Annotated in this window: 13 protein-coding genes; 6 read left to right on the top strand and 7 right to left on the bottom strand. The window is 65.4% G+C overall.

Going from position 1 to position 11,702, the window contains the following annotated elements:
• The 3 genes from EOA32_RS24870 to EOA32_RS24860 form a co-directional block, all read right to left on the bottom strand.
• Positions 1-845 (bottom strand): FAD-dependent oxidoreductase (locus EOA32_RS24870; protein ID WP_145971344.1); only part of this gene is annotated, 845 nt, incomplete at its 3' end.
• 24 nt (positions 846-869) lie between these two features.
• A complete protein-coding gene (locus tag EOA32_RS24865; protein ID WP_128373135.1) occupies positions 870-2,189 on the bottom strand; it encodes an aspartate aminotransferase family protein in 1,320 nt (439 codons plus the stop codon).
• Positions 2,190-2,277: 88 nt separating this feature from the next.
• Complete coding sequence (locus EOA32_RS24860; RefSeq protein ID WP_164750424.1) at positions 2,278-3,768, bottom strand: winged helix-turn-helix domain-containing protein; 1,491 nt, start codon at positions 3,766-3,768, stop codon at positions 2,278-2,280.
• A gap of 175 nt (positions 3,769-3,943) precedes the next feature.
• Between EOA32_RS24860 and EOA32_RS24855 the strand changes: the two genes are divergently transcribed.
• On the top strand, positions 3,944-4,660 hold the full coding sequence (locus tag EOA32_RS24855) for a class I SAM-dependent methyltransferase (RefSeq protein WP_128373134.1): 717 nt from the start codon (positions 3,944-3,946) through the stop codon (positions 4,658-4,660).
• 183 nt (positions 4,661-4,843) lie between these two features.
• On the opposite strand, the gene EOA32_RS24850 is transcribed toward EOA32_RS24855, so the two are convergent.
• A complete protein-coding gene (locus EOA32_RS24850) occupies positions 4,844-5,749 on the bottom strand; it encodes an alpha/beta hydrolase (protein ID WP_095831989.1) in 906 nt (301 codons plus the stop codon).
• Positions 5,750-5,945: 196 nt separating this feature from the next.
• Here EOA32_RS24850 and EOA32_RS24845 point away from each other — a divergent pair, with 196 nt between their 5' ends.
• From EOA32_RS24845 to EOA32_RS24835, 3 genes are all read left to right on the top strand, one after another.
• Positions 5,946-7,094 carry an amidohydrolase gene (locus EOA32_RS24845; protein ID WP_095832040.1) on the top strand — a complete coding sequence of 383 codons (1,149 nt, stop codon included), beginning with the start codon at positions 5,946-5,948 and terminating at the stop codon, positions 7,092-7,094.
• Between the two features lie 192 nt (positions 7,095-7,286).
• Complete coding sequence (locus tag EOA32_RS24840) at positions 7,287-7,649, top strand: hypothetical protein (protein ID WP_128373133.1); 363 nt, start codon at positions 7,287-7,289, stop codon at positions 7,647-7,649.
• A 304-nt stretch (positions 7,650-7,953) separates the two neighbouring features.
• Positions 7,954-8,523, top strand: a complete 570-nt coding sequence (locus tag EOA32_RS24835; protein WP_128373132.1) for a DNA-3-methyladenine glycosylase — start codon at positions 7,954-7,956, stop codon at positions 8,521-8,523.
• Positions 8,524-8,541: 18 nt separating this feature from the next.
• Here EOA32_RS24835 and EOA32_RS24830 read toward each other — a convergent pair whose 3' ends face one another.
• Positions 8,542-8,832 carry a DUF982 domain-containing protein gene (locus EOA32_RS24830; RefSeq protein ID WP_095831992.1) on the bottom strand — a complete coding sequence of 97 codons (291 nt, stop codon included), beginning with the start codon at positions 8,830-8,832 and terminating at the stop codon, positions 8,542-8,544.
• 149 nt (positions 8,833-8,981) lie between these two features.
• Between EOA32_RS24830 and EOA32_RS24825 the strand changes: the two genes are divergently transcribed.
• Positions 8,982-9,341, top strand: a complete 360-nt coding sequence (locus tag EOA32_RS24825) for a hypothetical protein (RefSeq protein ID WP_095778929.1) — start codon at positions 8,982-8,984, stop codon at positions 9,339-9,341.
• Between the two features lie 92 nt (positions 9,342-9,433).
• On the opposite strand, the gene EOA32_RS24820 is transcribed toward EOA32_RS24825, so the two are convergent.
• Positions 9,434-10,036: a cupin gene (locus EOA32_RS24820; RefSeq protein ID WP_095824681.1), complete on the bottom strand. Its 603-nt coding sequence runs from the start codon at positions 10,034-10,036 to the stop codon at positions 9,434-9,436.
• Positions 10,037-10,255: 219 nt separating this feature from the next.
• Between EOA32_RS24820 and EOA32_RS24815 the strand changes: the two genes are divergently transcribed.
• Positions 10,256-10,783 carry a hypothetical protein gene (locus EOA32_RS24815; protein ID WP_128373131.1) on the top strand — a complete coding sequence of 176 codons (528 nt, stop codon included), beginning with the start codon at positions 10,256-10,258 and terminating at the stop codon, positions 10,781-10,783.
• A gap of 61 nt (positions 10,784-10,844) precedes the next feature.
• On the opposite strand, the gene EOA32_RS24810 is transcribed toward EOA32_RS24815, so the two are convergent.
• The coding region (locus EOA32_RS24810; protein ID WP_128373130.1) for an MFS transporter at positions 10,845-11,702 on the bottom strand (858 nt) is incomplete at its 5' end.

The raw sequence follows: 11,702 nt of genomic DNA, 5'->3' as shown, positions 1-11,702 counted from the left end.
TCGCACTGGTCGTTGTAATTGTCGGGATCCTCCGGCGCGAGCGAGTCCACCTTGTGGATCTCGGCGATCAGTTCGGTGCTTTTCTCATGGCGGAAATTGAGGCCGCTTCCCTCGCCGTTCACCAGATCCATGACCATCGGCATCGTGTAGCCGAGCGGCTCGTCGAGATGGATGACGACCGCCTCGTGACGCTCGGGCCAAATGTGCAGGCGCTGGCCGAAGAGCTCGGCGACCTGAGGCGCCCAGGCTCCTGCCGCATTGACCACGACATCGCAATCGATCGGATCGCCGCTGGTCTCCAGCGTGTAGCCGCGCGCTCGCCGCCTTACCCCGAGCAGCTTGCGATACTGGCGGATTTCGCCGCCCTCTGCGCGGACCGCCTGCGCCAGGAAAGTGCACATCTCGTGAGGGTCGAGGAAGCCATTGTCGGGCCCGAACAGCCCACCCTCCAGGCCATCCGGGTCGATATGCGGCACGAGTTCCGTGAGTTCGTTCGCACGATAGAGTCGCGAGCGCAGGCCGGCCGCTTCCTGAAGTTCCACCGACTTTGCAAACAGCTCCATCTGCTTCCGCGTGCGCGCCAGCCGCAGGTAGCCGATATGGTTGAAGCCAAGCCCCTGGCTCTCCCATTGGCGGAAGCGGCGCAGCGCATGAACGCGAAGCATGATCTCGAACGGATCGGTGAATTGCGACCCGACCACGCCGACCGACCTGCCGCTCGATCCGGAGGCGATCGACTGGCCTTCGAGCACGGTCACGCGCGCGCCCTGTTCGACAAGGTGGAGGGCCGAGCACAAACCCAACGTGCCGGCGCCGATCACCACCACATGAGGAGAAGCTGTCATCCGTGATCCTCCTGTCGGCCTGTCTCAGGACTGGCGAGCGATCTCGCCCAGGGTCTCGTCGATCGCCTGCAGAATGGCGCGGGCGTCCGCCTCGGTCATCGGTGTCGACAGCGCGAACAGGCCATAGCTGGCCGACAAGACGCCGCGGCCAAGCAAGCCCTTGTGGAAGGCATCGAGCTTCCTGCGTTCGGCCCGGCCCGGATAGACGGACCGGTAATCCGTGACCGGATGCGACGTGAAATGGACCTTGAAGAGCGAGCCCAGGCCGACGCATTGGCCGGCAAGACCATGCTTGCCCAATGAGGCCGCGATCCCGTCGCGCAACAACGCGCCGAGGCGATCGAGGTGGGCAAAGCTTTCCCTGGTCAGCGCCCGCATCGCGGCAAGCCCGGCGCGCATCGTCACCGGATTGGCGGTGAAGGTGCCGCCATGCGGCAAAGCGGGCTTGCCCTGGGTCGGATCGAACACCGCCATGATGTCGGCCCGGCCGCCGACGGCACCCACGGGAAAGCCTCCGCCGATGATCTTGCCCAGCGCCGTCAGGTCGGGCTGGATGCCCCACAGCCCCTGCGCGCCCGAATATCCGAGGCGGAAGGAAATCACCTCGTCGAAGATGACCAGGGCACCCGCCGCATGGGCGATCTCGACCATGGCGCGCAGGTAATCCTGCCGCGCAGGAATGAGACCGGCGCGGTTCGGCATGGGATCGATCAGCACGCCGGCGATGGTATTGCGCTCAGCGGCGAAGACCGCGCGCAGCGCTTCGCTGTCGTTGAAGGGCACGGCGATCACATCGTCCAGCACCCCGCGCGGCGTGCCCCTCGCATAGGGCGTGGAATTCGGCATGTCTCCCCAATTGGCGGGAGTACTGTCAAGGCTGACTTCGGCGAAGTCGTAGGAGCCGTGATAGGCGCCCTCGATCTTGACGATCTTCGGCCGCCCGGTGAAAGCGCGCGCGGCCTTGATGGCCATCATCACCCCCTCGGTCCCGGAGTTGGCGAAGCGGATCCGGTCGACCGAGGACAACCGCTCGACCAGCAGCTCGGCAAGCTCGATCTCGCTGACCGTCGGCGCACCGAAGGCCGTGCCGAACGGCAGCTGGTCGATCACCGCGGCGGCCACATCCGGTTGCGTGTAGCCATGGATCATCGAGGTGAAATTGTTGATGCAGTCGTAATAGACGTTGCCGTCCACATCCCAGACCCTGCACCCCTCGCCGCGCGAGGCATAGATCGGAAACGGATCGACAAAGACCGTGGTGCGCGTGTTGCCGCCCGGCATCACCTTCTTGGCACGTTCGAACAGGGTCTTGGACAGGGGCATTGCGTCTGGATAGTGCGGCATGGTTCGATCGTATGGCTTTGTTGGCACAGTGCGCAATCGGCCAGGCGGGGCCTGCGACGTGACCACCAAGACCCAATTGAAGCCAAAGCTAGGCCAACCCCGCCATGCGAAGTCCGCTGATGTAGAGAGCGCGCTTTTCGGGCCTGACGATGGGGTGGTGCTCGTCGACCCAGGCCACCGAGAGGTTCGGCTGTAGCCGCAGGGCCTCCTTCAACGCCGCGGCGGCGGTGGCGACATCGCCGGCAAGGGCAGCCGTTGCCGCATAAGTCCGCCAAGCGGTGCCGAAAGCCGGCCGAAGCTGAACGGCCCGGCGCTCCAGATCGGCCGCCACATCGAACCGTCCCGCGGTGAAGTGGCAGATACCCATGGTGGAAAAGATCGCCGCCTGAATGAAATCCCGCGGGCTGAGCCGCGCGGCAATCGCCAGGTGATGCAAGCCATCCTCCGCCATGTCGCCATAGCCATAGGTGGAACCCAGAATGCAGTGCGCGAGCGAGAGCCCAGGATTGCGTTCGATCGCCTCCAGCAATTCGTCTACCGCCGAGCGAAAATTTCGCGACACCATGTGAACATAGCCGGCCGAAAGATGCGCCCAGGGATCGTCCTGATCGCGCACAACCGCCGCTTGTGCCCTCGTCAAAGCGGAGGCCAACAGCTCACGGGGTTTCGGCGTCAGGCCAAGCGCTGCCCGCGCGCCGGTCGTCCAGGCAAGAAGGCTGTTGGCGCGGGCATAATCGGGATCGATCTCAAGCGCCTTGACGAGCAGACCCTCGGCCATGTCGAGGTCTTTCTCGGATCCCCACGTCCAGACATGGGGCATGGCCTTCATCACAAAGCCCCAGGCGTCGAGCCTCTCGGCGGGACGGCTATGGAGGCGCAGACGCTCGGCTTCGTAAAGCTGGGGCTCGATCGAAGCCATGACCTTGTGGGTGATCTGGTCTTGCAACGCCAGGAAATCGCCGCTCTCGACATCGAAGCGTTCCGCCCACACCTGCGTACCCGCGCTGGCATCGCTCAGCGTCGCCGTGATCCTCAGGGCCTGCCCGGACTGGCGCACGCTGCCCTGCAGGACGTAGCGGACTTTCAACTCGCGGCGCAGGCGATCGAGCTCGATGTGCTGCGGGTCATAGGCAAAGGAAGAACTCCGGTCACGCACATGCAGACCTCGCAACCGCGACAGGCCGGTGATGATGTCCTCCGACAGGCCGTCGGCAAAGTAGGACTTTTCGGGATCGTCGCCGATCAGGCGAAAACGGGTCACCGCGATGGACGGCCCTTCGTCCGATTCGGCTGCACCGTTTCGCGTATCGCTTGCGTCAAGCCGCACCTCGCCGGTCAGCCGGTAGCCCACGCGCGCGACCGACAGGATCGAATGCGAGGCGTCGGGTCCCTCGCCCAGGACCTTGCGCAAGGCGGCGATCTGCACCGACAGGTTGCCCTCCTCGACCGCCAGTCCGTTCCAGGCTGCATCGAGCAGTTCGTCCTTACCGACCACGACTCCGGCCGAGCGCAGCAGGCGCTCCAGAAGCAGCATGGCCCGGTAGCCTACCGAAATCGGCACTCCGCGTCGGTAAAGCATTCCCGCTCCCGCATCGAGCAAGAAAGGACCAAAACTGTAGCGCCGCTCCTCCATCAGCTCACGCTAATGCAATGAGGCGTTTTTTGGAAGTTTTCGGAAGTTTTAGCACCTCGGTTCGCTACATTTAGCGGCCCGCATTTCACCTTGATTGCTCCTGACCGAGAGGAGCGATCCCATGACCGCCGCCACCAAGATCGAAGTTGCCGTGCCCCCCTCTGCCCTGTTCCAAGAAATGTGGGGCATCTATCGCAAGGTTCTGGACAACAACTACCTGTTTCATCGTGAAGCTTATGCGGTGCTTCGCCAGTTGCTGCAAAACCAACGCCCTGGCTTCACTTTCCTGGACCTTGCGTGCGGAGACGCCTCGTTCAGTGCGGCTGCCTTGGAGGGCTTGCCCGTCGGTCGCTATGTCGGCATCGACCTGTCGCGGACAGCGCTCGATGAGGCAACCGCCAATGTCGCCGGTCTGTCATGCGCCGCCGAACTGCGGCGCGGGGATTTCGTAGAGTGGCTGACCGCCTCGGAGGAGCCTGTCGATTTCGCCTGGATCGGCCTGTCCTTGCACCATTTACGCTTCGACAAGAAACTCGAGGTCATGCACCAGCTGCGGCGCCTTGTCCGCCCATCCGGGACGCTTCTGGTCTACGAGAACACATGCAAAATGTGGGAGAGCCGGGCCGGCTGGATGAGACGATGGGAACGGCAGCGCAAAGATTTTTCAGCGCTCAGCAGCCTCGAATGGCTGCTGCTCGCCACCCACGTGCATAGCATGGATTACCCTGAGACGGCGTCTTCCTGGCGGAATCTTGGCCGGCGGGCCGGCTTCCGCGAGGTGCGTGAGCACTACAGGAGTCCTTCGAACCTTTTCCGGTTGTTCAGCTTCAAGGCTTAGCGGCTCGCGGCCGACAACTTCGCGTCGACGAGCCGGGCTCGGCGAACTCACACGCGAACCAAAGCTCTACCTGAATGGTCGAAATGCAGGGCGCGAGTGGGCGGGACATCGAGCTGCCAGGCGCGGCCCCAGCATCAAGGCAGTCAGGTCGGGAACATGCCAATCCTGCCTGGCCGCCGGTGCCTACACAAATTCGCGGGCAAAGCTGCCCGCGCTCAGAAGCGCGCGCCGCCCGGCGCTCAATTGCGCATTCCAGACCGGCCAGGCATGGATCATATGCGGCCAGATTTCGAGGCGTGCCTCGACGTCCGCTATGCCGGCGGCCTCGGCGAGCCGCGTCGCGTCCGACAGCAGCGTTTCGGCGGAACCGACCTGGATCAGCATTGGAGGAAATCCGGTCAGATCGGCAAACAAGGGCGAGATCAGCGGATCGCGCCGGTCCACATCACGCGGAACATAGGCGCCCGCCAGTTCCTCCAGATAGGCCCGGTGGATGATGGGGTCGATCGCATCCTTGGCTGACAATGTCGTGCCCGACATCGAAAGATCCGTCCAGGGCGAGACCAGCCAAAGGCAGCTCGGCAACCGCTCGCCCGCCGCGCGCAACCGGCCGACCAGTGACAGGCTGAGATTGCCGCCGGCACTGTCTCCGCCGACAACGATGCGATCCGGCGCGATCTCTTGCTCGGCGAGGAAGCGCCACGCCGCGAGCGCGTCTTCGTGCTGCGCGGGAAAGGGATGTTCCGGGGCGCGCCGATACCCGACCGCAAGCGTGCGCATTCTCATTGCCCGGCCGGCCTCGGTCACCATTCGACGATGGCTTTTGATCGAGCCGGAGCAGTAACCGCCACCGTGGAAGAAGAGCAGCACCTTGTCCGTGCCGGACCCGGGCGCCAGGGACCACTCCGCGGCGAGGCCGTCGAAGACCACCGCCGCGCATCGTATATCGCCCGCAACCGGCCAGGACGAGCCGACCTCGTCGAGCCGCGCCCGGCGTTCGTCCCAGCCCACCGGCCGCGGCTTCGACGCCAGCAAGGCGCGAATTGCGTTGATTTCCTTTAGATCGAGGTTTTCGCCCGCACCGCTCATTTCTACGCCCCACGACCAAGCGCGCCGCGACTAGTAGCGCTTTGAGCTTTGGCAACGGAAATCGTTGGGATAGTCGCTGGATGTGTCAAGCTGCGTCAGCGAATTCGCGCATGGACTATTTGAATTGATCGGCATGGCACGGCGCGAGCAGAACCCTATTGTGTTTGTGTTAGCTGCAAACCACGCGGAGACGAACGTGACCCTGACCAACCGAGACCTGGTCGAGCTGACGGAATGGAGGCGCAAGCTGCATCGGCAGCCGGAAATCTCCAACGAAGAGGAGAAGACGGCGAAGGAGGTCGTCGACTTCCTCGCCGATACCGGGCCCGACAAGGTACTGACCGGGCTCGGCGGCCATGGCGTGGCGGCGGTCTATGACAGCGGGCAAGCCGGGCCGACGGTGCTGTTTCGCTCCGAGCTCGACGCGCTGCCGATCCATGAGCTTTCGGGCGTCGCGCATGCCTCGCAGGTACCGGGCAAGTCGCATATGTGCGGCCATGACGGGCACACAGCGATCCTGGCTGCGCTCGGCCGCCAGTTCGGGCGCCAAAGGCCGGCGCGCGGCCGCGTGGTGCTGATGTTCCAGCCGGCGGAAGAGACCGGCAATGGCGCGGCCGGCGTCGTCGCCGATCCACGCTTTTCCGAGATCCAGCCTGACTTCGCCTTCTCGCTGCACAATCTGCCGGGCGTGCCGTTCGGCGAAGTGCGGCTCAAACCCGGCGTGGTGAATTGCGCCTCGCGCGGCATGCGGATCGTGCTCGAAGGCAAGACCGCGCATTCCTCCATGCCCGAAACCGGCAGCTCGCCGATGCTGGCGGTGAGTGAGCTGATGCCTCAATTGCCGACGCTCGGGCGCGGCATTTTCGCCGACGACGATTTCGCTATGGTCACCGTCACCCATTGCTCGATGGGCGAAGCGGTGTTCGGCATTGCGCCCGGCTATGCCGAGGTGTGGGCGACGCTGCGCACCCGCCGCGACGAGCGCATGGCGGAGTTGGTTGCAGCGGCGGAGGCGCTGGCGGCAAGAATCGCCGCCCAACACGGCCTTTCCGTCCGCCACGACTACCACGAGATTTTCGTGGCCAGCGTCAACGCGCCGGACGCGGTGGAGCATCTCGAGCGCGCGCTGGACGAGGAAGGCGTGTCGCGCGGCGAGGCAGCCTTGCCGATGCGCGCCTCGGAGGATTTCGGCATCTTCGGCCACAGCGCGAAGTCGGCGATGTTCTTCCTCGGCGCCGGCGAGCACTACCCGGCGCTGCACAATCCCGACTACGATTTCCCGGACGACCTGATCCCGATCGGCTCGAAGATCTTCATGCGCGCGGCGCGCAACCTGCTGGGGTGAGCGGGCTGGAAAGGAGGCGCATTCTCCGGCCGGAATTGCGTCGGAACAGAGAGACAGGGCAGTTCACCTTTTCCATGAAACGCTGAACTGAGACGGTGCGCAGGGACGGCCGGACAGCTTTCGCCGGCGGTTTGCGTGTGCCGCGTAGCGCCCTGTATTGTTATGCCGGCTTGCCACTTGTATGAGCGGGGAATGACCTCGATCTCCCGTTTTACCGCCCTCGTGCTGCTGGCGGCCATCACGTTTGCCACCCTCTCACCCGTCCAAATGCGCCCGCACCTCGGTGAAGCGAACATGGAACGCGCTCTCGCCTATGCCCTGTTCGGCCTTGCCTTGGCCTTCGGATTCCGCGCCCGCCTGATGCACGCAATGCTGTTTGTCTGCGCCGCGGCCGGCCTATTGGAATTGCTGCAGGCGGTCGATCCCGGCCGGCATGCCGGGCTCCAGGATGCGCTCGTGAAAGCGGCGGCCGGGCTCATCGGGATTGCCTTGGCCCGGATTGTCTTTGCCGTCGCGAGCAGGGCCGTCGATCGTTCGGCAGGTCCGAGGATTTGAATCCCGGCACGGCAGCGCAGGCAAAGCCGCGCGGAACCCGCTTGGGGTTCTTCGCTGGCGCGGCGCTATCGCGCGGAAAAGGTCCGCGAGGTCGGCGACCGGATCATCAAAAACCAGCTGGCGCGGCACCGGCGCGAGATCGCGCCCGACCTCGATCTGGGCGATGCGGCGGCCCTCATCGAGACGCTCCTGGAGAACGTGGTCCACCGCGCCGTCGAACGGCACCCCGTCAGCGTCGCCGGCGAACGCGCGATGGATCAGTGCCGCAGGATGATCATGGCTTACCTGACGAGCGTTGACCGCCATGCCGCCTAGCGCTCACGCCGACCAGCACCACAATTTCTTCGCGCGCGAAGCCGTAACGGTGGCGCGCGCCTTGATCGGCGCGCGGCTCGGCCTCGCCGGCGTCGGCGGCATCATTGTCGAGACCGAGGCCTATCGCCCCGACGATCCGGCCTCGCACAGCTATCGCGGCCGCACGCCGCGGAACGCGCCGATGTATGGCGCCCCCGGCACGGCCTATGTCTATCGCTCCTACGGCTTGCATTGGTGCCTGAATGCGGTGTGCCTGCCTGGCAGCGCGGTGCTGATCCGCGCGATCCAGCCGCAATCCGGCATCGCCGCCATGCGCGACAGGCGGGGAACCGACGAGGACAGGCTGCTCTGCTCCGGCCCGGGCAAGCTCTGCCAGGCGATGGGCGTCGACGCCTCGCATAACGGCCTGTCGCTCATCGCGCCGCCCTTCGAGTTTGCCGCCTCGGAAACCAACGCGGCCGCTATCCTGAGCGGACGCAGGATCGGCATCACGAAGGGCGTGGAGGCGCAGTGGCGGTTCGGCCTCGGCGGATCGCCTTATGTCAGCCGGAAGTTTTGAGAGATCGATAGCGATCGATCACGCCGCCATCCATTCCTGCGCGGCGCGCGCCGCGGCCAGTTCCATCGCTTCGGCAGCGAGAATGCCGCGCGACCTCGCGAACGCTTCGAAGGCGACGCGTGCGGCTTCGGCATCCTGTTCACCCGCGACCGCCGCCCGGCACAGCGCGAGGGTCGTCGCGTAGGTCGGGCTGCGGCTGCCCGTCCATTCGTCGAGAAACTGATAGGCCTCGAAGACGGTGTTTAACTCGCGCGGAAAGCCGAGCCCGACGAAGATTGCGACGGGCTGAGAGAAACGCTTGGCGGGCATTGGTGTGGGCTCCATGAGGTAAGCTGCTTCGACAACGCGCGTCCCGCAGGCCGGTTGCAGCTCGAAAGCGATTTTGGTTCCCGTCGAGGGATGCTTGCCCGAAGCCTCCGTCTGTGTTTTCTCGCCCGCACATTAGGAAAGGCTTGCGGATGCGAATCGCAATGATCCTCGCGCTGAGCGCGGCGCTGGCTGGATGCGTGACCTCTCCGGTCGACTACGGAGCGAAGCTGTCGCAGCAGGACCCGAAATGGGCCTCGCCGGAATGCCAGCAGGCCCGCATTGCGGCCTCGGACTACGACGTGCGCGAAAAGGAGCATCCCGGCTGGGGTTTTGGCGTGCTGCTCGGCCCGTACAGCATGGGGATGGTGGCGGCGGTGAAGGAGCATGAGCAGCAGCAGCGACGGCTTCTTGCCCGCCAGGTGCACCTGCAATGCTCCAGCCAGCCGTTGCCCAAGGAGCTGGATTTCGATCCGGCAACCTACGCGCCGAAGAAGACGCAGTATCCGTAGGCGAAGGCGCGCCGCTGCGACTTCGAATCGGCGGCCGCCTTGCTGAAGGCTTAGGTGGGGATGGCCACGCTTGATGGCGAGGATGCTTGCATTCAGCGTTCGCCCCACGCCTTCAGCAATGGTCCGTCGCGGCCATAGACCGGGTCGTTGCGCGGCCGGCTCACCTTCGGGATCATGCGTAGCGCTTCCGCGTGCTGCTCGGGCTTGGTGCATTCGTCATAGGTGCCGGAGGGCGGATAGGCGCCGACGACGAGGAAATCGTCGGAAGCCGAGAGCCGCTGGTGACCGGTGCCGGCCGGCAGGACCGCCACGTCGCCGGCCTTGACCGTGAGCGCGCGGCCCTTGTCGCCGCCGAAGCGCACCTTGGCCGTGCCGCGCGCAATGCCCAGCACCTCATGGATGCGCGAGTGGTAGTGGACATAGTCGTAGATGCCGTTGCGCCAACTGCCGCCCCAGCCATTCGCCTTGAATAGCTCCTCGAAGACGGCTGCCGGATCGAGATCGTCCGGCAACGTCACGGCGCCGCGGTAAACGATCAGCGGCCAGGAAGGATGGTTCGGAACAAGGCCGTCGTCCTTGAAGCGGAAGGCATTGGCCTTCCTCTGCCTAACCAGATCCGCGAGCCTGGACGTGCCCGGTCTTGCGATCCCGGTCAGCTTCTCGGCTGCTTTCTTGATGCTCTCGACAATGCTCAAAGCCGGGTCCTCCATAAGTGCCGCTTGCAACGCCTTGCGACCTCGGCCGACCGAACTCAACCCGTGGGGACAGCCTTGGTTCCAGAGGTTGCCGACGCCCGCTTGCGGCACGAGCGACCCGGATTGCTTCCCGGCATCGCAGCGGTCAAGCTGTGGGAGGTTGCCGGCGTCCATGCGCGACGCCAGCAATGGCCGCGCGCCCTTCCCGAGGAGTTCAAAATGCGTGCATTTTGCCTTTCGACCATCGGCGTTTTCGTTTCGGTGGTGCTTGCGGCATCCGCCTTCCCGGCGCTCGCTTCAGGCAGCGTGGCAAAGGCCCAAAATCTCCATCAACTGTGCCGCCAGGTGAAGAACGACGATACGATCCGCGCCTACTCGCACGAGCTCTACGGCGGCACGGTCAAGGCGTTCAGGAAGCTCTTTCCGGACGCCAAGGGCGCGCCGGCGGAATCGGAACTGCAGGCGCAGGCCAACTACCGCTGCATGAACGGCAAGGTGCTGGCCTGCTTCGTCGGGGCAAACCTGCCCTGCGCCAAAATGAACGCCGCGCGCGACAATCCCGGCGGCGCGGACGAATTCTGCAGGACCAACCCGAATGACGACGTCGTGCCAGCCTTCGCGACCGGTCACGACGCGCTCTATTCCTACAAATGTCTGGACGGCAAGGCGGTGGTGACCGGCGAGACCTGGGTGCTCGACAAGCGCGGCTTTGCCGCCCGGTTGTGGGCCGAAGTGCCCCGGCACTGAGGCTGACCGAAGAGCCGATCCGACGACCTGCAGAAACGGCGCAGCGGCGGCGCGCTTGCCGTTACATCCTTGCCCGGGCTGACCTGCGGCGAAGCAAGAGCGCGATGGCCAAAGCCGGAAGTGCCGCCGCGGCGGCGGCGAGGAAGACGAACCGCAGCCCGGCGGACGCGGCGATCAGGCCGAGCCCCGGGCTGCCGAAGCCGAGCGCCACGTCGAGAAAGACGGTGTAGAGTCCCATGGCAAGGCCGCGGCTGCTTGCGGGGAGATGGGCGACCGCCTCGGTGCCGAGGCCCGGATAGACCAGCGAGTAGCCGAGCCCGGTCAGGCCCGCTCCAATAGCCGCGACGAGCGGCCCCGGCGCCAGCCAGATCGATAGAAGGCCCGCCGCCTCGACCACCACGAAGGTGGCGGCGACGCGGGCGCCGCCGAGCCTGTCCGGCAGATGGCCGAAGCACAGCCTTGCCGCGATCAGCGATGCCGCATAGGCGGTGAAGGGAAGCCACACCGGATGCCAGCCGCGCTCGGCAAAGAGCAGTGCTGCGAAGGACAGGATCGCCCCATAGCCGAGGCTGCTGAGGGCCGCTCCGACGCCCGGAAGCAAGATCGCTTGCGCGACGCTCGTCCAGGACTGCCGCGCGGCGCTGCCGGCGACCTTGACGCCGCGCATCGGCAGAGTGGCGAGCAGTGTTGCAAGGGGCAGGACCATTGTGGCGAGAGCGATCGCGGCGAAGCCCCCGGCTTCATAGAGCGCGGACCCGATCGGCGCGCCGAGCGCCAGCGCCGCGAACATTGCCATGCCGATCCAGGCGATGACCTTGCCGGAGTTCTGTCCGCCGGCAAGCGCCAGGCCCCAGGCGACGCCGCCGGTGATGATGAAGCTCTCGGCCGCGCCCAGCACCGCCCTGCCGACGAAGAGCAC

This window comes from Mesorhizobium sp. M1A.F.Ca.ET.072.01.1.1 (assembly GCF_004023325.1).
GTDB lineage: Bacteria > Pseudomonadota > Alphaproteobacteria > Rhizobiales > Rhizobiaceae > Mesorhizobium.
The sequence above is the reverse complement of the archived record's forward strand: the minus strand, read 5'-3'. Positions and strand labels throughout refer to the sequence as shown.